This window comes from Idiomarina xiamenensis 10-D-4 (assembly GCF_000299895.1).
Classification (GTDB): Bacteria; Pseudomonadota; Gammaproteobacteria; order Enterobacterales; family Alteromonadaceae; genus Idiomarina; species Idiomarina xiamenensis.
Genome location: NZ_AMRG01000001.1, coordinates 18,920 through 42,552, shown reverse-complemented (window position 1 = coordinate 42,552; position 23,633 = coordinate 18,920). Strand labels below are relative to the sequence as shown.

22 protein-coding genes are annotated in these 23,633 nt (G+C 51.2%); 15 read left to right on the top strand and 7 right to left on the bottom strand.

Going from position 1 to position 23,633, the window contains the following annotated elements; translation table 11 throughout:
* Window positions 1-18: 18 nt before the first annotated feature.
* On the top strand, window positions 19-1,332 hold the full coding sequence (locus A10D4_RS00200) for a peptidoglycan DD-metalloendopeptidase family protein (protein ID WP_008486956.1): 1,314 nt from the start codon (window positions 19-21) through the stop codon (window positions 1,330-1,332).
* Entirely contained in the window at window positions 1,329-2,465 is a 1,137-nt protein-coding gene (locus tag A10D4_RS00195; protein ID WP_008486955.1) for an anhydro-N-acetylmuramic acid kinase, read from the top strand. The genes A10D4_RS00200 and A10D4_RS00195 overlap by 4 nt, the downstream gene beginning before the upstream one ends.
* A gap of 35 nt (window positions 2,466-2,500) precedes the next feature.
* Here the strand turns inward: A10D4_RS00195 and pepQ are convergent, their stop codons facing one another.
* The 3 genes from pepQ to A10D4_RS00180 form a co-directional block, all read right to left on the bottom strand.
* Window positions 2,501-3,811 (bottom strand): Xaa-Pro dipeptidase, encoded by a 1,311-nt coding sequence (pepQ, locus tag A10D4_RS00190; protein WP_008486953.1) that lies wholly within the window; start codon window positions 3,809-3,811, stop codon window positions 2,501-2,503.
* Between the two features lie 91 nt (window positions 3,812-3,902).
* A complete protein-coding gene (gene erpA / locus A10D4_RS00185) occupies window positions 3,903-4,250 on the bottom strand; it encodes an iron-sulfur cluster insertion protein ErpA (RefSeq protein ID WP_008486952.1) in 348 nt (115 codons plus the stop codon).
* Window positions 4,251-4,351: 101 nt separating this feature from the next.
* On the bottom strand, window positions 4,352-5,125 hold the full coding sequence (locus A10D4_RS00180; RefSeq protein ID WP_008486951.1) for a DUF6776 family protein: 774 nt from the start codon (window positions 5,123-5,125) through the stop codon (window positions 4,352-4,354).
* 78 nt (window positions 5,126-5,203) lie between these two features.
* On the opposite strand from A10D4_RS00180, the gene A10D4_RS00175 reads away from it, so the two are divergent.
* The 4 genes from A10D4_RS00175 to hemL all read left to right on the top strand — a co-directional run bounded on the left by A10D4_RS00175 (window position 5,204) and on the right by hemL (window position 9,796).
* Window positions 5,204-6,904 carry a chloride channel protein gene (locus tag A10D4_RS00175; protein ID WP_008486950.1) on the top strand — a complete coding sequence of 567 codons (1,701 nt, stop codon included), beginning with the start codon at window positions 5,204-5,206 and terminating at the stop codon, window positions 6,902-6,904.
* The gene (gene hemJ / locus A10D4_RS00170) at window positions 6,901-7,329 is read left to right on the top strand and encodes a protoporphyrinogen oxidase HemJ (protein ID WP_008486949.1); all 429 of its coding nucleotides are present in this window, start codon (window positions 6,901-6,903) and stop codon (window positions 7,327-7,329) included. The genes A10D4_RS00175 and hemJ overlap by 4 nt, the downstream gene beginning before the upstream one ends.
* A gap of 160 nt (window positions 7,330-7,489) precedes the next feature.
* A complete protein-coding gene (locus A10D4_RS00165) occupies window positions 7,490-8,503 on the top strand; it encodes an aspartate carbamoyltransferase (RefSeq protein ID WP_008486948.1) in 1,014 nt (337 codons plus the stop codon).
* A gap of 9 nt (window positions 8,504-8,512) precedes the next feature.
* A complete protein-coding gene (gene hemL / locus A10D4_RS00160) occupies window positions 8,513-9,796 on the top strand; it encodes a glutamate-1-semialdehyde 2,1-aminomutase (RefSeq protein WP_008486947.1) in 1,284 nt (427 codons plus the stop codon).
* A gap of 70 nt (window positions 9,797-9,866) precedes the next feature.
* On the opposite strand, the gene mrcB is transcribed toward hemL, so the two are convergent.
* Genes mrcB through A10D4_RS00145 form a run of 3 tightly spaced genes read right to left on the bottom strand, consistent with a single transcriptional unit; the run spans window position 9,867 to window position 14,623 of the window.
* The gene (gene mrcB, locus A10D4_RS00155) at window positions 9,867-12,146 is read right to left on the bottom strand and encodes a penicillin-binding protein 1B (protein ID WP_008486946.1); all 2,280 of its coding nucleotides are present in this window, start codon (window positions 12,144-12,146) and stop codon (window positions 9,867-9,869) included.
* Window positions 12,147-12,155: 9 nt separating this feature from the next.
* On the bottom strand, window positions 12,156-13,256 hold the full coding sequence (locus A10D4_RS00150; RefSeq protein WP_008486944.1) for an ATP-dependent helicase C-terminal domain-containing protein: 1,101 nt from the start codon (window positions 13,254-13,256) through the stop codon (window positions 12,156-12,158).
* A complete protein-coding gene (locus A10D4_RS00145; protein WP_008486943.1) occupies window positions 13,238-14,623 on the bottom strand; it encodes a DEAD/DEAH box helicase in 1,386 nt (461 codons plus the stop codon). The genes A10D4_RS00150 and A10D4_RS00145 overlap by 19 nt, the downstream gene beginning before the upstream one ends.
* Window positions 14,624-14,729: 106 nt before the next feature.
* Between A10D4_RS00145 and thpR the strand changes: the two genes are divergently transcribed.
* Window positions 14,730-15,257, top strand: coding sequence for an RNA 2',3'-cyclic phosphodiesterase (thpR, locus tag A10D4_RS13510; protein ID WP_008486941.1), 528 nt, complete (start codon window positions 14,730-14,732; stop codon window positions 15,255-15,257).
* Window positions 15,258-15,265: 8 nt separating this feature from the next.
* Here thpR and pepB read toward each other — a convergent pair whose 3' ends face one another.
* Entirely contained in the window at window positions 15,266-16,573 is a 1,308-nt protein-coding gene (pepB, locus tag A10D4_RS00135; RefSeq protein ID WP_040502129.1) for an aminopeptidase PepB, read from the bottom strand.
* Window positions 16,574-16,637: 64 nt separating this feature from the next.
* On the opposite strand from pepB, the gene sfsA reads away from it, so the two are divergent.
* The 8 genes from sfsA to panC all read left to right on the top strand — a co-directional run bounded on the left by sfsA (window position 16,638) and on the right by panC (window position 23,627).
* Window positions 16,638-17,363: a DNA/RNA nuclease SfsA gene (gene sfsA / locus A10D4_RS00130; protein WP_008486939.1), complete on the top strand. Its 726-nt coding sequence runs from the start codon at window positions 16,638-16,640 to the stop codon at window positions 17,361-17,363.
* A 148-nt stretch (window positions 17,364-17,511) separates the two neighbouring features.
* Complete coding sequence (gene dksA / locus A10D4_RS00125; protein ID WP_008486938.1) at window positions 17,512-17,964, top strand: RNA polymerase-binding protein DksA; 453 nt, start codon at window positions 17,512-17,514, stop codon at window positions 17,962-17,964.
* Window positions 17,965-18,031: 67 nt separating this feature from the next.
* The gene (gene gluQRS, locus A10D4_RS00120; protein ID WP_008486937.1) at window positions 18,032-18,877 is read left to right on the top strand and encodes a tRNA glutamyl-Q(34) synthetase GluQRS; all 846 of its coding nucleotides are present in this window, start codon (window positions 18,032-18,034) and stop codon (window positions 18,875-18,877) included.
* A gap of 93 nt (window positions 18,878-18,970) precedes the next feature.
* The gene (locus A10D4_RS00115; protein ID WP_008486934.1) at window positions 18,971-19,921 is read left to right on the top strand and encodes a DUF945 family protein; all 951 of its coding nucleotides are present in this window, start codon (window positions 18,971-18,973) and stop codon (window positions 19,919-19,921) included.
* A 153-nt stretch (window positions 19,922-20,074) separates the two neighbouring features.
* Window positions 20,075-21,463 carry a polynucleotide adenylyltransferase PcnB gene (gene pcnB / locus A10D4_RS00110; protein WP_008486933.1) on the top strand — a complete coding sequence of 463 codons (1,389 nt, stop codon included), beginning with the start codon at window positions 20,075-20,077 and terminating at the stop codon, window positions 21,461-21,463.
* Window positions 21,460-21,981: a 2-amino-4-hydroxy-6-hydroxymethyldihydropteridine diphosphokinase gene (gene folK, locus A10D4_RS00105; RefSeq protein ID WP_008486932.1), complete on the top strand. Its 522-nt coding sequence runs from the start codon at window positions 21,460-21,462 to the stop codon at window positions 21,979-21,981. The genes pcnB and folK overlap by 4 nt, the downstream gene beginning before the upstream one ends.
* 12 nt (window positions 21,982-21,993) lie before the next feature.
* Window positions 21,994-22,788 carry a 3-methyl-2-oxobutanoate hydroxymethyltransferase gene (panB, locus tag A10D4_RS00100; protein ID WP_008486931.1) on the top strand — a complete coding sequence of 265 codons (795 nt, stop codon included), beginning with the start codon at window positions 21,994-21,996 and terminating at the stop codon, window positions 22,786-22,788.
* Window positions 22,788-23,627, top strand: coding sequence for a pantoate--beta-alanine ligase (gene panC, locus A10D4_RS00095; protein ID WP_008486930.1), 840 nt, complete (start codon window positions 22,788-22,790; stop codon window positions 23,625-23,627). Before panB ends, panC begins: the two co-directional genes overlap by 1 nt.
* The last annotated feature ends 6 nt before the right edge of the window (window positions 23,628-23,633 follow it).

Sequence of the window (23,633 nt, the reverse complement as noted above, 5' to 3'; positions counted from 1 at the left end):
CAGAAAGTGCGCTAAATTATGACAGCAGTAGCAAAACTGACGAAACAGTTATTAAATCAGCTGCCTCACTCACATAAAGTGTTGCTGACGGCGGTGAGTACAGTTTTACTGATCTTGTTGTTGTTGCCTTCTGAACAAGCAACCGCATCAAAAAACGTAAAATCTGTCGAAAAACTGGTATTGGGTAAACGCTACCAACTGGATCTTGAGTTAGCTGACCAGCCAAACAATGTCGCTCAGGAAGACAGCGACTTGCGCTGGAGTTCATATACGGTGAAGTCAGGTGATAGCCTGGCTCGTATCTTTGAGAAAAACGAATTAACCCCGCGCCAGCTTTATGAAGTGACCGAGGCCGGTGATGATGCCGCCATCTTGCGTCGCATTCATCCCGGTGAGGTATTGCGTTTTGCACGCAATAGCGATGGCGACTTATTGCAATTAGCTTACCCGATTAATAGTACCGATACGCTATTGATCACGCGTAACAACGATAAATACGTCACTGAAATCGAATCACGTGACGTCGAAACACGTTCCGACTTTCGCCATGCCGTGATCAACAGCAGCTTTTGGAACGCGGGTATCGACTCGGGTCTAACCGAAGGCCAGATCATGAGCATCGCCAATATTTTCGGTTGGGATATCGACTTTGCCTTAGATTTACGTAAAGGCGATGAATTTAGCGTGCTTTTCGAAAAACAATACATCGACGGTGATTTTGTTGGCTACGGTAAAATTCTCGCCGCAGAGTTTGTCAGTAGTGGCGAAAAGTTCACCGCCGTGCTGCATAGCAACGGCCAGTACTACTCGCCAGAGGGTAAAGCGATGCGTAAAACGTTCTTACGCTCGCCGGTTAAATTTACCTACATCAGCTCCAACTTTAATCCTCGTCGCTTGCATCCAGTAACCGGTCGTGTGCGTCCGCACAACGGTATCGATTATGCAGCCGCTGTCGGCACCCCGGTGATGTCTTCGGGTAACGGTAAAGTAATTGCCAGCTCGTATAATAAATACAACGGTAACTATGTCTTTATCCAGCACGGCGAACGTTACGTCACTAAGTATTTGCACTTGAGTAAACGTTTAGTGAAAAAAGGTGACCGCATCAAGCAGGGTCAATTAGTGGGCCGTGTTGGTGCTACCGGTCGTGTCACCGGCGCTCACTTGCACTACGAGTTCTTGGTCGACGGCGTACATCGTAACCCGCGTACCGTTGAGTTACCGCAAGCTAAATCCTTAGATAGCGATGAGCTGCCCAGCTTTAAACTTGAAGCTGAGCAATTACTGGCAGCGTTGAATAGCAATAAGCGTGTTTACTTGGCAATGCGATGAGTGACGCCGATTACTACATCGGCTTGATGTCGGGCACCAGCATGGATGGGCTCGACATCGTGCTGGTGCAGTTTCATGGCCAGCAGCCAACGCTGATTGCCAGCCATTGTCAGCCTATTCCCCGGCCATTACGACAACAACTCGAACAACTCTGCCAGCCGCAGCACAACGATTTACATGCCTACGCAGTCGCTGACCGCCAGTTTGCCATGTTTTGTGCCGAGGCCGTGTTACAACTGCTGCAACGGGTCGAGCTTCCGGCCACTGCGATAACCGCCATCGGCAGCCACGGTCAGACCGTGCGTCATCAACCACAGCAGCAACCCAGTTACACCCTACAGCTCGGTGACGCAGCAACCTTAGCGGCGTTGACTGGCATTGACGTGATTGCCGATTTCCGTCGTAAAGATATTGCTTTAGGTGGTGAAGGCGCGCCTTTGGTGCCAGCGTTTCATCAAGCGATATTTGCCAACCCAAACGAGCCGCGCGCGGTACTCAATTTGGGTGGCATCGCTAACCTAACCTACTTACCCGGCGCGGCGGACCAGGTCACCGGTTTTGACAGCGGTCCAGCCAATACGTTGCTTGATCAATGGTTCCGCCATGTGCACAGCAGCCATGATGAACAGCGCTGGTTTGATGAGCAAGGGCAGTTCGCCGCTCAGGGTCAGTTGTTGCCAGCGCTGCTTGAAACCTTATTAGCGGACACTTATTTCCAGCGTAGACCACCGAAAAGTACCGGCCGTGATGATTTCAACCTACATTGGCTGCGTCGGCGTTGTCCGGAAGTTGAGCAATATCATCCTGCCGACGTCCAGCAAACGTTGTTACAGTTAACGGCGCGAAGTGTGGCTCAAGCCTGTCAGCAGTTTTTACCGACCCCGCCAAGTCACTTATATGTTTGTGGTGGCGGCGCCTTAAATCCGCTACTCATGGAGGCTATACAGCAAGCGTTGGGCGAGCAGACTCAATTACACAGCACCGCCGCCTTGGGCGTGGAACCTGACTGGGTTGAGGCGATGGCTTTTGCCTGGTTGGCACGTTGTTATTATCAGCACCAAAGCGGTAACTTACCCGCGGTTACTGGCGCCAGCCGTGCGGCGATATTAGGCGCTCGCTGGCCGAGCGCCTAAAGTGTAGAATGCGCTGAACCTGTGCAGCTTAGCACTTAGTCCAGCTTAGAAAAGGCATCGCGGGTCAGGTTTTCATTATTGCCATCACCACCAACGACAATACTATCTTCGATACGAACACCACCGTAAGGGCGCAATTGGTCGACCTTATCCCAATTGATATCTTTACTGTCAGCGTGAGCTTCAAGTAACTGATCAACAACGTACAGGCCCGGTTCAATCGTAAACACTTGCCCTTCTTCTACCGGGCGTAACAAGCGCAAGAACGGATGGCGTTCATCACGCGGATAGCTGTCGCCATTATCGCTACGCAGAAAACCGCCGACGTCATGCACTTGTAAGCCAATAAAATGACCTAAGCCATGCGGGAAAAAGGCGCTGCTGTAGCCTTTTTCGTAAATAGCTTCGGCACTGCCGTTAATAAAACCAAAATCAGCCAAGATTTGCGCCGTCTTCAGGTGTTGCGACACGTGCAAATCGTAATAACTGACGCCAGGCTTGATTTCGCTGAGTAACTCTTGCTGGGCGCTATCCATGGCCTCAACTAAGTCGGCGAAAAAGCCAGCTTGGCGCGCATAAGTGCGCGTAATATCAGCACAATAGCCGCGATAGGTGGCACCCGCATCGATTAGGAATGAGCGGCTTTCACTCGGTGCTTGAGTCTGGTAAATATCATAATGCAGAATCGCTGAATGCTCATTGAGGGCAACGATACTGTTATACGGGACTTCGCTTTCACGAAAGTTCATCGCACTTAAATAGGCTTGATGAATACGCAGTTCGTCGGCGCCAGCGAAAAAGGCTTCGCGAGCCGCCAAGTGACCGCGCGCAGCCAGTAGGTTGGCTTGCCGTAAATTATCAACTTCCCACGCGGTTTTATACGCCCGATGATAATGCAAATGGTCCAGTAGCGGTGCCGGATTAACCGTGGCAACCGGCCAGTCAGCAACGGGTTGCGCGAAGTTTTCACCGATAAAGGCGCAATCTTTCAGTTGCTCGCCCAAGTCGTTGGCGATGGCCTGAACATCATCGATGATCTTTAATTCAACGTGCTGTTGCCATTCTTCTTCGGGTACATCAACCGCAGCATGCCAAAAATCGCGCGCTTGAAATAAATACACCACGGGCTTTTCGCCGGGGCGATAAAAAATGGCACTTTTAGGACTTTGGGTAACGGGGATCCAGTATTTAAACAGCGGGTTTACTTTATAAGGCGCCGGATTATCGTCTAAAAATGCGACCCGGGGTTGACCCGCATAAACCAATACCGATGAAAAACCGGTGGCACTGAGGGCGGCGTCAAAGCGCTCGCGGACAGTTTGAATGTGTTGTGCGTAATGGCTCATAACTACCTCAACCTGAGAAAAGTGATGAGCATGATAACGTATTCGCGCGCAGCCTGCACCAGCCTGCGCGTCCAACCGCCGCTAGCTGCGACTAGATACTGAAGCTAGCGCCACAGCCACAGGTGGTGGTGGCGTTGGGGTTATCAACAAAAAAGCGAGATCCCTGCAGGCCCTCTTCGTAATTAACGGTACCGCCAGCCAAATATTGCAAACTCATGGGATCGATAACGAGGATGACACCCTCTTTATCGATTTGCATATCACCGGGGTTCACTTTTTCGTCAAAGGTGAAGCCATACTGAAAGCCAGAACAACCACCGCCGGTGACGTAAACCCGCAACTTCAACTGGGGATTTTCTTCTTCGTCGATCAATTGCTTAACTTTACGCGCTGCCGCTTCGGTAAACTGAATCGGTACGGCTTGCTCAACAGCACTCATAGGCTCTAACTCTCTTTCCTACAACAAATGAATGGAAACCTTTGTTATTACGTCTGCATTTTCGCTTACCCGACTAAAAAGGTCAAGTATTGCTCAGCGACTCAGGGCTCTGCATCCAGCGACACCTCAAGGGATTCGGCCAACTCACGTTCTTCTTCGGTCAGTGGTTGTAATAATCGCGACCATGAAAATGAGCGTTCAAGTAAGCGGTTACTGCCTGATGCCAGTGTAACTTGCACGTCAATACGCTCCGGCACAAAATCAGTAGGTAATATAAAGTCACCCTCTAACAGGCTAAAATAACGCATAGCAAATTGCCGATCGACGTCGGCCAACTGGCTAATACTAATCAAGTCTAAGCGACGACTTTCGCCATTCACACGACCACGTAATGTCATCGCAACTTCGCCTTTCACCAACTCACGCCGACGCTCTAACTGAATCAGTGCTAAGCGAAAGTGATAATGTCCCGGCGCCACATTGGGACGCAATAACAGCGAATCAATCATCACGCCCTCGGCTTCCAACTCCGGTGCCATGATTTTTTGATAAAAGGCTAACTCGCGGCGCAGCGCAAAGTTTTCATCTTGCGCAATAGCAAGTTCCTGCTGCAAGCTTTGATTAGAGGCTCGCTCAACATCCAACTCGACCCGGTGCACGTGTTGTTGATACTCCATGCGCTCGACTTGCTGATACAACTCATCTAAACGCTGCTGCTGCTGCTCATGGGATTGCTGCAAATAGGCTAAGCGCCAATGACCACTGTAATGGCCCAGCAGCAGTAAACCGATAGCAATCGCCACCAGTATTAAGGTTACGGGTAACCGCCCTAACCGTTGCCGCCAATACGTTAAGCTAAAATAGGCTTTCTTCATGCACCACTACTTACTAACTGAATCAATGTGTTAAGCTTACTAATCTTCGTTAAACCGCGACCTGAGCGATAACCGACTGTGAGCTTCTCGCGTTCTTTGCACTTGCAGCTGCGCCGCCAGTTGGCGCAACCCACAACCACCATTGCGCTGTGCGTCATGGGGTTACTGGTGGGTGTGTTAGCTGCCGCTGTTATTGTTGTTTTTCGACTCGGCATTCTCTGGCTAGGCAACTCTATCGGCAACCACAGCCAGTGGCAACAGTTTATGCCAAACGGCTGGCGCTTTGGCGTTCCCATCGCTGCCGCAGCAGTTATTTATTTATTGATGATGGTCACCCGCTATCGTCGCTTTCGACTCGGCATTCCGTTTGTTATTCACCGCATGAAGCAACATTACGGTATGCTACCTTGGCGTAGCACCGTGAATCAATTTTTTGCCGGTATTATTGCACTTACCGCGGGTTTCAGCGTGGGTCGCGAAGGCCCCGCCGTACATTTAGGCGCCGCCATCAGTACCTGGTTTGGGCATCGCTTACAAGTCCCCTATAACAGTATTCGTACCCTGGCCGCCTGTGGTATCGCTGCCGCCATTGCCTGCTCTTTCGGCACGCCGCTGGCAGCCATGGTACTGGTTATGGAAGTCGTCCTCCGCGAGTACAAAGTACACATTTTCATTCCGGTTATGCTAGCCGCTGTTAGCGGTGCCTTAATCACCCGCGAGGTATTTGGCACCGCCACCGATTTGGCGATGCTGGTGCCGGAGCCGCTAACACCGATGCAACTACCCTGGGTGGTGATGCTCGGCATTTTGTTGGGTTTAGTCGGCGTTTTATTTAAAGCCCTGATGCTCGATATGATGCGCACCGCCAAGCATACTCATGTGCTCACCCGGTTTTTATTCGCCGGACTCATGACTGGTGCTTTGGGTCTCATTATTCCTGCCGGTTTAGGTCCTGGCCTGACCGCTATTCATCAAGTTATTGTGCATCAGCAAGAGCTAAATATTCTATTCACGCTATTATTCGCCAAATTGATCACCAGCGCCATCGCATTGGGCATGGGTATTCCCGGCGGCTTAATCGGTGCCGTGTTCGGTATTGGTGCCATTGTTGCAGCATTATTTACCGCCAGCTTAGCCAGTTTGGGTTTACATACGCCGCTACCCTTAGACATCTTTTTACTGCTGGGCATGGCTGGCCTATTAACCGCTACCATACACGCGCCACTGGCGGCGTTATTGGCGGTCATGGAACTTAGCCGTTCACCCGAGGTAATTGTACCGGCGATGCTGGTTATCGTGACCGCTTATTTGATTTCAAGTCAGCTATTCAAGTCGAAGTCGATTTTTATTGCCCAACTTGATTTGCAAGAGCTGCCTTATCAAATTTCACCGGTCACACTGGCACTGCAAAAAACCGGTATCGAAGCGGTAATGGATCGCGACTATATGCTGCTCAAACAACCGACTCATGAGCAAATTACCGACGCCCTGCAAAACGCCGATACGCAATCGGTAATTATTCAAAGCTATGATGCCGAACAACAACCGCTTTATCATATCGTCAGCTACGACATTATGGCCTCGGATGCCTCAGAGTCATCACTCAATTATACGCCGTTAACCGGTTTAAAAATTAACGTTACCTTGTCCGAGGCCTACGATATTTTAGCGCCGCAACGTCGTGGAGCGGTTTATATTTATGACGAAAGCCCGACCGATATTATCGGTGTGGTTAGTTGGGATATGGTACGTAAAGCATTAGACAGGGAGTTACCGTGAGCATTCTTTGGTTAAAGGCCTTACATTTAATTTTTATGGTGGCGTGGTTTGCCGGTATTTTTTACTTGCCTCGGTTATTTGTCTATCACGCTGAAACCAACGACGAAGCCGTCGCCGAACAGTTTAAAGTCATGGAGCGACGCTTATTATTTTTTGTCACACCATTCGCTATTTTAACCGCCATTTTCGGTATCGCGCTAATTGTCGCATACGGCAGCGCTTGGTTAGCTGCCAGTGGCTGGCTGCACGCTAAGTTGACCTTAGTGGCCCTGCTGTATGGCTATCATGCCTATTGCTTTAAGCTATTAGCTGACTTTAAACACAATCGTAATCGCCGCAGCGCTCGCTTTTATCGGATCTTTAACGAAGCCCCGGTGCTGATCTTGTTCGCGGTCATTATTTTGGCGGTCGTCAAACCGTTCTAGATTCTCAACAATGGCGCCATCTGCTATGATGGCGCTTGGCAAGGAAGACTGCCATTCCCTGCGAATCCTGTCTTGCAACTGCAACCCTCAGGACTCGCTGAGTGACTATAGACTTATTTGCATCTTCCCCGGTACTTTAGCTAACTCAGGACACGCCAACATGACTTTTACTGGGTCAAATATTCTGTCTGTTAATCAATTTACCATTGATAGCATACAGACCATTTTCGAAATCGCCGACCGTATGCAGCCATACGCCCGTCGGCAAAAACGTACCCGGGTTTTAGATGGCGCCATCTTAGGTAACTTGTTTTTTGAACCTTCTACCCGAACCCGGGTGAGTTTTGGTACCGCATTTAACTTACTCGGTGGCGAAGTTCGAGAAACCACCGGAATGGAAAGTTCTGCGTTAGCGAAAGGTGAATCGCTTTACGACACAGCGCGGGTACTCAGTAGCTACTCCGATGTCATCGCGATGCGCCATCCAAAATCAGGCGCGGTGGCAGAGTTTGCCGAAGGTAGCCGGGTGCCGGTCATCAATGGCGGTGATGGCGCCAATGAGCATCCGACTCAAGCGTTGTTAGATTTGTATACCATCAAAAAAGAACTGGCGTATCATCAGCAAAACATTGATGGCATGCACATCTGCATGGTCGGCGACTTAAAGTATGGACGTACTGTGCACTCGTTATCCAAGCTGTTAGCAATGTACAAAAACGTGCGCTTTACCTTAATTTCTCCGCGCGAATTGGCAATGCCGGATAATATCCTAGAAGTCATGGCGGAAGCCGGCCACCGTTTTACCGTCACCGAGCAGATCAGCGGTTCGTTAGATGCCGATATTGTTTACCAAACCCGTATTCAGCAAGAGCGCTTTTCCAGCCCAGAAGAGGCCGATCAATATCGTGGTAAGTTCCGCTTAAATAGCGAAATTTATACCAAACACTACAAACCCAATACGGTCATTATGCATCCATTACCGCGCGACTCGCGCGCCGAGGCCAACGAGCTCGATAATGACCTTAACCAGAATCCAAATCTAGCCATATTCCGCCAAGCCGATAACGGTGTTCTGATCCGCATGGCGCTGTTCGCGCTGACGCTCGGCGTCGCTGATCAGGTCGATCGCTACGAGTGTGAAGTGAATTGGTACAGCGACAAACGTAACGTCTAAGAGGTTTTTATGTCACGTTCCGACGAATTATTTAGCCAAGCTCAATTAAGCATTCCCGGCGGTGTCAACTCGCCGGTACGCGCCTTTAATGGCGTCGGCGGTACGCCGCTATTTATCGAACGCGCCGATGGCGCCTATATGTTCGATGCCGATGGCCAGCGTTACATTGATTATGTCGGCTCATGGGGGCCGATGATTTTAGGTCACAACCATGCTGCTGTGCGCGAAGCGACTATCGCCGCAGTACAGAATGGCCTGAGCTTTGGTACGCCGACCGCGGTCGAGATCACCATGGCTGAAAAAATCCGTAGCATTGTGCCGTCTATCGATAAAGTGCGTATGGTTAACTCGGGCACCGAAGCGACCATGAGCGCCATTCGCTTGGCGCGTGGCTACACGGGCCGTGACAAAATCCTGAAGTTTGAAGGCTGCTATCACGGTCACGCCGATTCGTTGTTAGTTAAAGCCGGTTCTGGGGCACTAACATTAGGTGTTCCCAATTCACCTGGGATCCCTGAAGATTACGCCAAACACACCTTAACGGTCACTTATAACGATATCGAATCGGTCCGTCAGGTATTTGCCGAAGTCGGTGAGCAAATCGCTTGTATTATTGTCGAGCCGGTAGCCGGCAACATGAACTGTATTCCTCCGGTCGACGGCTTTTTGCAAGGTTTACGCAAGGTTTGTGACGACTATGGTAGCGTACTGATTTTTGACGAAGTGATGACCGGCTTTCGGGTGTCGCCGGGCGGCGCACAGGCGCACTATCAAGTAACCCCAGACTTGACCACGTTAGGAAAGGTCATCGGCGGCGGTATGCCGGTTGGCGCTTTCGGTGGTAAAGCCGAAATCATGGACCACATCGCTCCTAACGGTCCGGTATATCAAGCTGGCACCTTATCGGGTAACCCCGTCGCCATGGCGGCAGGCTTAGCCACACTGACACAACTCAGCGACGACACCGAACTTTACCCGCGCTTGTACGCCCGCGTCGAAACGCTGGTCAATGGTCTGCAAGCTGCGGCTGATGAAGCCGGTGTTCCACTCACCACTAACCGTGCCGGTTCAATGTTTGGCTTTTTCTTTACCGACGCCAAGCAAGTCACACGTTTTGACCAGGCGACAGCCTGCAATATGGAGCACTTCCGTCGCTTTTATCACAGCATGTTGAAGCAGGGCGTTTATCTGGCACCATCGGCATTTGAGGGCGGCTTTATGTCGGCTGCTCACAGTGAACAGGATATCGCTGATACCATCAACGCTGCTAAGCAGGCTTTCGCTAGCTTATAACGGCTACCCGCTGAGGCCATATGCAGTACTCGCATATGGCCTCAATAGCAAGCATATTAATACGTCAGCGTTAACCACCGAACAACCGCTCAAACCAGTTTTTCTTATCAATTTCGCCGTCGCAATTAATGTCCTCGGGCAATGTTTGGCTGATACCCGGTAAACGTCGAGCGTTGTTACATGCTAACGGCACTTGGACACCGTTTTCACGGTTATAGGCTTGCATGGTGACGCCTTCCGCTAACGCATTGGTCAACGCGCGTGGTGCTTGGCGCTGCAACAGTCCCGCAATGACCGGTAACGCACCGCTACTCCCGGTTAAACCCATCGGTTGATTATCATCACGGCCAACCCAACTGGTCATGACTTGCTTGGCGTCAAAGGCGACAAACCAGGCGTCTCGTAAATCGTTGGTGGTGCCACTTTTGCCGGCCAAATGGGCGCTAGGGAAAGCCTGATTCAAGCCTCGGCCAGTGCCCTCGGCCACCACGCCCTGCATGGTGTAGCGTAGCAAGCTAGCCACTTCACGCGAGAATACCGCCGCTCCCGCATCGTCTTGACGTTGATAAATCAGATCGCCGGCGTGAGTGGTCACGGCGTTAATCGTCGCCAACGGCCGATAACGACCTTGATTTGCAATAGCCGCGTAGATGCGTGTTACCGCCAGCGGTGACAATTGCACTGAGCCCAAGGTCAAGGCCGGATAAGCCGCGATGGGGGTGTGCACACCCAAACCTCGCAAATAGCGCACTAGCTCAGCAATGCCAACATTCAAACCAACCCGTACTGCAGGAATATTGCGCGACTCGACGAAGGCATCGTAAAGGCTAATCGGACCGACATATTTACCGTCATAGTTACGCGGCTGCCAATCATCTTCACCTTTAGCCGAAACGCGCATGGGACTGTCGTCTAACATCGACCCCAAGCTATACAAATCGCTGCGAGATAACGCCGCACCATAAATCACCGGCTTCACCAACGACCCCACCGGCCTTAATGCCAGCAACGCTCGGTTAAAGCTGCCACGACGATTATGGCGATCACCCACCAGCGCGGTAATACCCGCTTGCTGGTAATCGGCAACCACTAACGCTCCCTGTAATTGCTCGTCATCGGAGAGCTGCTTTAAGCGTTGCTCTAAGGCAGCCTCAGCCGCTTGCTGTAGCTGCGGGTCAAGATAAGTGAAAATGCGTAATCCCGTACTCTGCCACGCTTGCGGTAGCTCAATACGCTGTAACTCTTGCTGCACTCGCTCTACATAGTGCGGTTGTGTCTCGCTGATCAAACGCCCTGAGCCGTTACTCACTAACGGCGTATCGAGACCAGCTAAATAGTTATCGCGATTGATCAAGTCATTGTTAAACATCAGCTGTAAAACCAAATCGCGGCGCTGCCGTGCGCGCTCAGGCGAACGACGCGGGTCATAATAAGAAGGGCCTTTCACCAATCCCACTAACATCGCGACATCGGCGGCATCCAATTCCTGAACTTGCTTACCAAAATAAAACAAACTCGCCAGCCCAACGCCGTGAATGGCATGGCCTCGGTCTTGGCCGAAATAAACCTCGTTGAGATAGGTTTCTAGAATTTCATTCTTACTAAAACGATAGTCGATAACCAACGCCATTAACGCCTCATTGGCTTTGCGCCAAAGCGTTTGGTCACGAGTTAGATACAAGTTTTTGACCAATTGTTGGGTCAGCGTACTTCCACCTTGTACGGTATAACCAGCGCGTAAATTAGCCCACATAGCACGGGCTATGGCGCCAGGCGAAACCCCGTAGTGATGATAAAAGTTTTGATCTTCAACCAATAATAACGTTTCCACCAACAGGTTGGGTACGACCTCAAGGCCAACCAATAAGCGGTCTTCATCATTACTACCATTAATACGCGCCACCAACGGCGGCTCCAAACGAAACGAACTCAGCGCCCGACCATCTGGCCAACTGACTAATCGGCTAATACGGTCCCCCTGAAACTCCACCCTAACCTGCTCTGCCATACGTGGGCCATCGGCAAAATCAAAAGGTCGCCGGTGAATCACAAAATGTTGTCGGCCGTGTGTGTATTCACCTGACTCTGCAGCCGTCGCAGTCGCGCGATAGCGCAATAGCTTTAATTCTTTAAGTACTTCGGCGTGGCTTAATTGCGCGCTCGGTGCCAAGGTCATCGCCCGACCATATACCAAAGCCGGGGCCTGATAGCGGCTCTGGCTAAAGCGCTCGGTTAAAACACTGTCTAAATACAGCAAATAAAAAAATAGAATCGCTAAACCGACCAGACTCAATTTAAGCCCAGTGATTAGCAAATAGCGCAGCGTCCGTTTGATTTTCGTGTCCTTCATTAATTACGACTACATCTGTCTTTTTGTTTTCAGCGTGGCCTGCGCTGAACTGGGATCGTCCGGCCACGGGTGCTTAGGATAGCGACCACGCATTTCCTTTTTAACCTGCTGATAGGCCCCTTGCCAAAAACTGGCAAGATCCTGCGTACGTTGCAGCAATCGTCCAGCCGGTGACAGCAGGTCTAGCGTCAAGGTAACCTTGCCATAGACAAGCGTCGGCGAGTGGGGTTCCCCAAAGGCTTCTTGCAGCTTTATCGCTGCTACCGGCTGTGGCTGGCAGTAATCAATACTGACTAAGCGTCCACTAGGCGCTTGCCATTGACTTGGACATTGCTGTTGTAGCTGCTGTTGCAGAGCGTAATCACAACGCGCCAATAATGCCTCATAGGGTCGCCATTGATGCAGTTGCTGCAAGTTCAGCAGCGCTTGCCAATAGGGCGCAGCCCAAACGGCTAGTTCGGCTAGCAACGCGTCATCGGTGAGCGCAAAAGGCAACGCCTGCGGCTGGTGTTGAGCCAATAAACGTAAGCGCGCCAGCAGTTGCTGACTGGCGTCACACCAATTTAAACGCGCCAAGCCCTGCGCTTGCAGATAATCGACGAAGGCTTGTTGACGCTGCTGCGCAGAGGGCTGTTGAGAACTTTCCCGGCTCTCAAGCACAATGGCGCCCAAGCGGCGTTCATCGATATTAACCAACCGTTGCGTCGGCCCCTGCCAGCGCGTTTGTTGATACTGCTCAACGGCTATTGCCGGATGTTGCGCTAACTCACGCCAAGTCAGCGGCAACGCTAAGCGAATACGGCTGTCGCTATCCCCATCGTGCAGGGTCAATTGCAAGGCCAGTAACCATTCACTGGATAGACTGTCATCGCCAAGCGACGCGCCGCTGCCATAACTCAGTAAATAGCGGCTTACGTCGCCACTACGGCGCTGCGCTACGCGGTCAGCAAAGCCCCACAACAGCACTTCGGCACTGCGGCTGAAATTGACGGCTGTAGGCTCGCTCACTTGTAACTGTTGCCGCCAGAATTGCCAGCGCTGTTGCCAACGACCAGGATTTTTCCGTTGTTGCCAGTGCTGCGCACATAGGCTCAGCCAGTCGACGGGCAAATGACGACTTTGCTGTACCTCGTCCAGCGACGCACTGCCGTTGCAGCCAAGGTGGCGTCGGCTTGACGCGGCTGCGCGCAATGGTAGGCAATAACAGCCAAGCGTGGGTCGCTGGCGGCGGCTGGTAATTGTTGCCCCAAGACGGTCAGTTGACCACGCTGATTGCAGATACCGAGTTGCTGCAATAATTGCTCGGCAACGGCTAAATTAGCGTCATTAGGCGGCGTTAACCAAGCCATTTGCGAAGGTTCACTGCCCCATGCCCGACACTCCAGTAATAAGCCAGTTAACTCCTGCGTATCAATATCGGCGGCGGCGTACTCGCGCAAACGTGCTTGCTCTTGTGCTGACCACAAGCGGTAACAAGCGCCAGCTCGCAGCCGACCAGCACGACCGGCGCGTTGCTCAGCCGCGGCTCGACTAATACGTTGCGTCAATAAACGACTAATACCCTGCTGTGGATGAAATAGCGCTACCCGCTCACGACCACAGTCAACCACCGTATCGATGTCGCTAAGCGTTAAACTCGTTTCAGCAATATTGGTGGCTAACACGATACGCCGTTGGCTTTGTTGTGGATTCAGCACGGCCTGTTGTTGAGCCAGCGATAAGCCGCCATGCAAAGGTTGAAGCGGTACGCCCGCTAGGCGGCTTCGCAAAGCCTCCGCTAAGCGCGCGATTTCAGCGTTGCCGGGTAAGAAAACCAGCACGCTATGTTGTGCTTGCTGCCAAGCCTCGGCGACCACCGCTGGTAGCTGTTGCTGCCAATCTCGTGCCGTCGGCGGCGGTCGATAATGCAATTGAATAGGATACTCTCGGCCTTGGCTAACAAACACCCGCGTAGCTTGCCCTTGCTGATCTAACCAGGCCGCGATATCGGCTGCCGGCAATGTTGCCGACATGATCAACAATTGTAGCTGCGGCTTAACCTGACGGCTTTCTAACACCAATGCCAAACCTAAATCACTGTGTAGCTGGCGCTCATGAAACTCATCAAAGATGACCAAACTGACGTCGTCGAGTAACGGATCAGCCTGTATCATCCGCGTAAAAGTTCCCTCAGTCACGATCAACAACCGCGTTTGCGAACTCAGCGCACGGTCCCCCCGCACCTGATAACCAACTTGCTGACCGACCTTCTCACCCAATTGCTGAGCCAAATAGTGCGCGATACCAATAGCGGCAACGCGACGGGGTTGCAACATGATGATACGTCCTTCATGCGCAGACTGCGCAGCTAACAGGGCAAGCGGTAACGCGGTCGACTTACCCGCGCCAGGAGGCGCTTGTAAGATCACCGCTGTTTGCGCTAACGCAGGAATTAATTCGGCAATGACGTCGTTGACGGGGAGTTGCTGGTTGTTCATGCACACCGCGAGTAAATTGACAGCAATAACGCCAATCGCTGCTTAGCGATCAGCTTAACTCTTGGCATGATACCGTAAACCGTCGGCAATGTGTTATGCTGGCACTATGCAGCACAGACTCTTTTTGGGTTTAGATTTACTCCCCCATCAAAAACAACAACTGGCGACTTGGCAAGCGCAAGCATTAGCGCATCCCAAAGCGGCAGTATTCTCAGGTAATTATCATCTAACCTTGGCTTTTTTTGGTGAGCGTGACGACAGTGAACTGACAGACATCGTGCAGCATTGTCAGGAACTGGTAAAACCGGCATTACACAGCCATTTTGGTTTATTGGGATATTGGTCCGAGAGCGAAACGGTGTATTTAGCACCAAGCCAACCTAATCGGCAATTAAACGACTTTGCAAACCGTTTGCGGGCACTCTTTGAACTGTCGGATCGACACCCCTTTAGCCCACATATCTCACTCATTCGTGGCGCAAAAAAGCCGGCTACGCTGGTGGCGGAGCCGGCCAATTTTACTCTGCAATGGCAAGCGCTGACCTTATTCAGGTCACGCAGCACCAACGCGGGTGTACGTTATCAGGCGCTTGCGCGCTGGCCGTTGCCGACGCCCGCGCGCTTAACCCCGTAAACCAACCGTTAAGCTTCGTGCATCAAGGTGGCAGCGATGGTACGAATGCCCAGTGCGGTGGCACCGGTCGCCCACATGCCATTAGCACTATTATGGTAGGCACCAGCTAAATCAAAGTGTAACCAGCCCTGCCCCTGATGAGGTGCAAAACGCAATAAGAAGCCCGCAGCGTTGCTAGCACCACCAGCACCACCACCTTTTTGCGGACGACTATTGGCAGTATCGGCAAATGCCGACGGACAGTTGTTACTATGCCAGTGGGCAAGCGGCAAACGCCATAGTGGTTCGCGCTCTTGCGCCGCTAAGTTTAACGTTTCTGCGGCCAAGCCGTCGTCGACGCTAAACAGCGCATTATATTCATTGCCGACCGCCATCTGCGCGGCGCCGGTTAGCGTGGCCGCGTCGATCACCAGTTTAGCGCCTGCTTCACCGGCAGCAAGTAAGCCATCGGCTAAAACCAAGCGCCCCTCGGCATCGGTATTGACAACTTCGACACTGGTGCCGTTTTTATAGGTGATCACGTCGCCCAATTTATACGCCGAACCATCGATCAAGTTCTCCGCGCAGCATAAGATCAAACGTACGCGCTTTTTCAAACCGCGTTGAATTGCTAACAATAGCGCACCGGCTACAGTCGCGGCACCGCCCATGTCACACTTCATCGCCAGCATACCCTCGCTGGCTTTAATGCTGTAACCACCGCTATCAAAGGTGATGCCTTTACCAATTAACGCAGCACTGACGTCGGTGTCTTTGTTACCATCAGGAATAAAATCCAATTGCAGCATGAGCGGTTGTTTGACGCTGGCACGGCCAACGTGGTGAATACCCACCCAACCGGCTTCAAGCAAGTCGTCACCGGCGATAATTTTATAGTCGATTTGATCGTCACCAGCGACGTCTTTAAATTTATCGATAACCCGCTGTGCTAGCGATTGCGGATAGATTTCGGCAGGCGGAAGGTTAACCAACTCACGCGTCCAACGCGCGATATCAGTCATCTGTGTCAACTGCTCCGCTACCTGAGGCTGTTGCTCATGCCAGCTAATTTGGTTGCTTGATAAGGTTGAGGTAAAACCTTGCGCTAACGCCCATTGACGCTCGATATCCCAGCCTTCGCCAGCGATGGCTAAATGCTGCAGACCGCTGTTATCTAACTGACGACCGGCACGTTGAATGGCACGTAAGTTATCGGCTTCGTTGTCAGCTAAGGGAATTGTGATAGCATCTTGCTGCCAATAAAAAGCCGCGCTGGCTTTCCATGCTGCGGTGGCTGAACGTTCGTTACTTAAATAGACGGGCATAGCTCTGGACATGACATCTGACTCCCAGTAAGTTGGCAAATTTTATTCCTTTACTTTAGTGGTTATGAGGTCGTCCATGCAATTTAACAAGCCCCTGCAACGCTTTACCCTCGTAAAGCGATATAAACGCTTTCTGGCCGACGTCATTGCTGCCGATGGCAGTACACTGACTATCCACTGCCCCAATACCGGTGCCATGACCGGTTGCGCCGAGCCCGGCATGAGCTTATACGCCAGCGACTCTGGCAACCCCAAACGCAAGTACCGGTATACTTGGGAGCTGAGTGAAAGCGCCGACGGCAACCTAATTTGCGTCAATACCCAACGGGCCAATGAGGTCGCCGCCGAGGCTATTCAAGCGGGCTTAATAAAAGCGTTAACACCACTAGATTTAAGCGCTGAAAACTTTAGCCGCGAGCGACGTTATGGCGAACAAAATAGTCGAATCGACATTTTTTTACGCGACCAACAGAACCGTCCCAGCTTTATTGAAGTAAAAAGTGTCACGCTGTTACAAGATGGCCGCGGCTATTTTCCCGATACTGTCAGTCAACGTGCACTCAAACATGTGCAAGAGCTTCAACATGTGGTGCAACAAGGTGCACGCGGCATTATGTTGTATCAGGTTATGCATAGTGCTATCGACAGCGTCACTCCGGCCGCACACATTGACGCTAACTACGCGGCGGCATTACAGCAAGCGCACCGCGCCGGAGTTGAGTGCTACGCCTTAAATTGTTACTTAACACCGCAGCAATTAACGGCGCAGAAATTACTACCGGTGATGCTTGATAACGCTTGAAAGCCAATTATTTACCCCCATATAGGGTGGCTTAATGGCCGAGGTAAAGGTATTTACCTCATCATCATACGAACATTGCACGCTACTTTGCTTTCTGGTATACGTAGCGTCCTTTTGACTAAAACACGTTGTTTGTAAGGAGATCCAGATGCCACAAAGCAACGCAAAGAAGACGCATGGCATCCTGGCGCTTGCTGGCCTAGAGCCATATCAGGAAAAGTCGGGCGAAGAGTACATGAACGAAGCGCAGCGCGAACACTTCAAGAAAATTCTTGAAGCGTGGCGCTCACAATTGCGCGAGGAAGTCGATCGCACCGTGCATCACATGAAGGACGAAGCGGCTAACTTCCCTGATCCGGTTGACCGCGCAGCTCAAGAGGAAGAGTTTAGCCTAGAGTTGCGTACCCGTGACCGCGAGCGCAAGCTGATCAAGAAGATCGAAAAAACGCTACAAAAAATCGAAGAAGACGACTTTGGCTTCTGTGACTCGTGCGGTATTGAAATCGGTATTCGCCGCTTAGAAGCGCGGCCGACTGCGGATCAGTGCGTCGATTGCAAAACCTTAGCCGAAATTAAAGAAAAACAAATGACCGGCGCCTAAGCGCCTGTTATTTATCCGCAAACCTACCTGCTCAATTCAGTAGCGAGATAAATAGCGAGCGTTAAGCATGGCTTATTGCGGCCGATTTGCCCCGACCCCGTCGGGGCCTTTGCATTTTGGTTCCCTGATCGCCGCTTTGGGTAGCTATTTAGACGCCAAAGCCCATGCAGGTCGTTGGCTGGTGCGTATCGAAGATGTCGATAAACCACGCGCTCAAGACGCTGCCGCCGATACCATTTTAATGCAGCTAGAGCAGCATGGCTTGCATTGGGATGGCGAGGTGATAAAGCAAAGCCAACGCGACGACCTGTATCAGCACTATCTACAACGTTTACATACTGCCGGACTCACCTATCGATGCGACTGCAGTCGTCGTCAAATCAAAGCTAACGGTTTATATTACAGCGGCTATTGCCGCCATCGCTCAAACGTTAGCGAACCTTACGCCATCCGCTTTTGCAACGACCAAGCCGAGTTACACTTTACTGACCGCTATCAAGGTCGAGTCGACTTAGAACCAGCCTTTGCACGCGAGGATTTTGTACTCAAGCGCCGAGACCAACTTTATGCCTATCAACTCGCGGTGGTTGTCGATGATATTGAGCAAGGTGTGACCGATATCGTTCGCGGCAGCGATTTACTGTTACCAAGCAGCTGGCAACTGAGTTTATGGCAACAATTTACTCAACAGCAGCCGCGTCTGATGCATTTACCGCTGGCGCTAGACCCGCAGGGACGCAAATTGAGTAAACAGAATCATGCTCCAGCGCTCGACTCATCGCGCATTTCTGAGAACTTGTTTCAAGCTTTACAGTTTTTAACACTCGAACCCGATGCCGCACTCAGACACGAACCGGCGGCTATCATCCTTGAGTGGGCGCTGCAACGCTGGTCTGTTAGCGAGTTTTTCTAGCCACTTTGTCAGTCGTAGCGCTAGCGTTTTTGCGTCATTTGGCATACCATATTGCGCTATTTTATACATCTGACTAACACGGCTGAAAAACTTATGAGTAAATCGTTACGCCTTTTATTGGTAGTTGTCATACTGGCAGTGGTCGCTTTCTTCGTTGGTAACTGGTACGTTGCCAAGCAAGCTAAAGCGACGATAGACGAGCAGTTAGCGGCTTTAAATGCCGACCCAGCGGCTGAACTTGTCGTTAGCTACGAGAACGTATCTGCCAACATCTTAACCAGCTCACTTGAAGTTAGCGGGTTAACCATCAAACACCCTGAGTACGGCGACTTTATTATCATCGATAGCGTCACCAGCAGTAATTTGTGGGAAATGATCAGCGGCGATGTTGCTCTAGAAGGCCGTAGCGCGATGACCGGTATGCGCTTTAGCGATAATTTCTTTGAAGCGCAAGCGGCGGGCATGCCGGCAGCACCGGGAACACTGGACGCATTAAAAGAAGTCAGCATCGACGCCTACTCAGATGTCAGTTATGAAAAAGGCGACGACCTGTTCCACGTTAAAATGGGTATTGAAGATAAGCAGTTAGTCAGCTTGGACTTTGATATCGACGTATCCAATGTCCGTGACGCTATGTATGCCATTGCTGAGCAACAGCAACAAGGCGGCGGCATGATGCAACCGATGGAAGTCGAAAAATTTATCGATATGTTGAAAGACGGCGTTCTGCATGAATTAACCATGCGCGTTGCTGACCATGGTTTAATTAACGCCTATTTAGACATGATGGCACAACAGTCGGGCATGAAAGCCGACCAAATGCGTGACATGATGGCGATGCAAATTAGCCAAATGCAACCATTAGACGCAACAGGTAACGAAGCCTTAGTTGGCTTTATTAAAGGTAATAACGGCTTAAAACTGCATTGGAAACCCTCGCAACCAATGTCATTTGCCGACATCGAGCAGCTTGGCGAAGAAAACCGTCCAGCCAGCCCAGAAGAAGCCTTTGAATTGTTCGGTATCAGCATCACCGCTGACTAAATACCGCCTTGCCGTAACCCCGCCTAGACGTTCATGATAAGTTTAGCGGGGTTACGACTTCCCTGATGTTCCCGGTCGAGCTACAATGCACCAACTCAGCACCGCGGAGATAAGCGTATTATTAAAAAAATCAAAGCATTGGCATTACGCGCAATGGGAAAACCCAGTTCAGACAACGATTCGGTCGGTGCCAGCATTTTAGCTGAGCCCATCGTCATTCCCCGTGCCCAACATTCGATATCGCGTAACCAAATCAGTGAAAATGCGCTAAAAGTACTTTATCGCTTACACAAAAGTGGCTTTGACGCTTATTTAGTCGGCGGCTGTGTGCGAGATTTGCTATTGGGTATTACCCCCAAAGATTTTGATGTGGTCACTAACGCCCATCCCGAACAGATCAAGCGTTTATTTCGCAACTGCCGACTGGTTGGCCGCCGCTTCCGTTTAGCTCATATCGTATTTGGCCGAGATATTATTGAGGTCGCCACTTTTCGCGGACACCATAATGGTGAGCAAGCGCAAACCGATAAAATAGCAAAACAAAACGATGAAGGTTTGTTACTACGCGATAACGTTTATGGCGACATTGATGAGGATGCCGAACGTCGTGACTTCACCGTCAACGCGTTGTATTACAACATTGCTGACTTTGCTATCTATGATTATGCCAACGGCGTGCGTGATATAGAAAACGGCGTGCTACAGCTAATTGGCGATGCCGAAACGCGTTACCGTGAAGATCCGGTAAGAATGTTACGCGCCATCCGCTTCGCTACCAAACTGAATATGCGTTTGGCGGATAACGTCGCAGCGCCCATTAAGCAACTATCACCGTTGCTACAAAATATTCCCGCAGCCCGTTTGTTTGAGGAAGTGTTGAAACTGTTTGTTGCCGGTAAAGCACAAGCTAATTTCCTGATGTTGCGCGACTACCAACTGTTCCAACAGTTATTTCCGTTGCTTAAAAGCCATTTGCAAAACGAACAAGCTGCACCCTTTCAATTTTTGCGGCAAGCCTTTATCGATACCGATACGCGTATTGCGAACGGTCAACGCGTCACGCCGGCCTATTTATTTGCAGCGCTGCTCTGGTATCCGCTACAAGCACGTATGGAACAGCTCATTACCGAGAGCGACTTAACGCCAATTGACGCCATGAACATCGCCGCCGCCGACGTCATGGCCAAGCAAGTGCAACAAGTCTCGATCCCGAAGCGCTTTTCTATTCCTGCTCGTGAAATTTGGCAGTTACAACAGCGTTTAGAGCGCTCACGTGGTGCTCGCGCTGACCGCTTGCTGACTCATCCACGGTTTCGCGCCGCCTATGACTTTTTACTGTTACGGCAACGTACCGCTGCGGATAATAGTGATGAGCAGCTCGCGCTGGAAAAGCAAGCTCATTATTGGACTAAGCGCCAGCAACAAGCCCCCCAAACCGATACGCAAGACGGACATAAGCCCAAAACTAAAAGGCGCCCTCGTCGCAGCGGTCGCCAAACGCGGCCAAAACGCTCATCCGCCGAACGGAAGTCGTCGTCATGAGTATTGTTTATATTGGCATGGGCGCAAACCTCAATAATCCGGCGCAAACGCTGTATCAAGCACTGCAGGTGATTTGCCATTTGCCATCGAGTTGCATTGGCAAAGTCTCGTCGTTTTATTTGAGTAAACCCATGGGTCCGCAAGATCAGCCCGATTATGTCAATGCTGTGATCGAACTACACAGCGATTTAACGCCTGAAGTGCTGCTGGAATCGCTGCAAATGATCGAAGACCAATTTGGCCGTCAACGTACTCGCCGTTGGGGCGAGCGTACGTTAGACTTGGACATATTATGGTTTGAGGGAGAACAACGACAAAGTCCGACACTGACGTTGCCACATCCAGGCCTACGTGAACGCGAGTTTGTCGTCATGCCGTTGTTAGAGATCGCTCCCGCATTGGTATTTGAAGACGGTGTAGCGCTCAGCGATATTGCTGCGCAGCTTCCGCAACGGCAACTCAGTGTTTTAATTTCCAGTCACAATATCAGTCAACTAGGGCAAATTGACGAGGGTTAACAGGAGCAGGCTATGGCGCGCATGTCGGTATCTCGATTACAAAAGATGAAACAAGAAGGCCAAAAAATCGCCTCGTTAACCGCTTATGACGCCAGCTTTGCTCGCGCATTCGCCGCCGCTGGCATTGACTTCATGTTAGTCGGTGACTCGCTCGGCAATGTGGTGCAAGGCCAAGACAGCACGGTGCCAGTGACGGTAGCTGACATCGTTTATCATACCGCAGCAGTGCGCCGTGGTGCGCCGGAAGCTTTTATTATCGCTGATATGCCATTTATGAGCTACGCCACTCCGCATGATGCTTATTTAGCCGCCGCTGAGTTGATGCGAGCGGGTGCGAATATGGTCAAGTTAGAGGGTGGAGACTGGTTATTAGAGACCATTGCTGGCTTGAAAGAGCGTGGTGTGCCGGTATGCGCTCACCTTGGCCTGCTACCGCAATCAGTAAATGTATTAGGTGGCTTTAAAGTACAAGGTCGTGAACAAGCACAAGCCGAACAAACCGTACGTCATGCGTTGGCGTTGCAAGAGGCTGGCGCACAACTGATGGTGCTGGAATGCGTGCCGAGTGAACTGGGGCAACGTATTACCGAAAAACTCAGTATCCCCACTATCGGTATCGGTGCCGGTGCGCAAACCGATGGTCAAATTCTGGTGATGCATGACATGCTCGGCATGAACAGTAATTACCTACCGAAATTTGTGAAGAACTTTTTGACCGATGGTCGCGATATCGACGCCGCTGTGTGTGCTTATATCAGCGAAGTGCGCAGCGGCGATTTCCCACAGCCAGAACATCGCTTTGACTGATGCAGCAACTGACTAACTTGATCGAAATGCGCGCCTGGCGGCACGCTCAACGACAGCGCGTAGCGCTGGTGCCGACCATGGGTAATTTGCACGATGGTCATCTGCGTTTAGTAGAAACCGCCAAGCAGCACGCCGAGGTGGTGGTGGTCAGTATCTTTGTGAATCCACTGCAATTCGGTGCCAACGAAGATCTGGATGCCTATCCACGCACCTTGGCAGCCGATTGTGAAAAGCTCAAAGCTGCCGGTGTCGACGCGGTTTTTACACCGACCGTGGCAGATATGTACCCGCGCGGCCTTATGCAGCAAACCACTGTCAACGTCCCCGAGATTTCCGATATACTTTGCGGCGCCAGCCGCCCCGGCCACTTTCGTGGCGTAGCGACTATTGTCTGTAAACTATTTAACATGGTACAACCCGACGTTGCCGTGTTTGGTCGTAAAGATTATCAGCAATTACAGGTCATTCGGCTAATGGTTGAGGACTTGAGCTTAGCGGTAGAAATCATCGGTGCCGAAACCGTGCGTGATGCTTCCGGCTTAGCGCTGAGCTCACGTAATGGCTATCTGCATAACAACCAGCAACGGCAAGCACGACAGATATACCAGACCTTGCGCCAGCTAGCTGACGCTCTGCACCAAGGCAAAAGTCACCAAATAGTCGAGCAACAGGGACAGCAACTATTGCAATCGGCCGGTTTCCGCACCGATTATGTTGCCGTGCGTCGCGCCAGTGATCTGCAAACACCACAAGCCGCTGACCGTGAACTAGTTATTCTGATTGCCGCTTATATCGGTAGCACTCGGCTAATCGATAACTATCGCGTTGATTTAGCTTGATGCGGT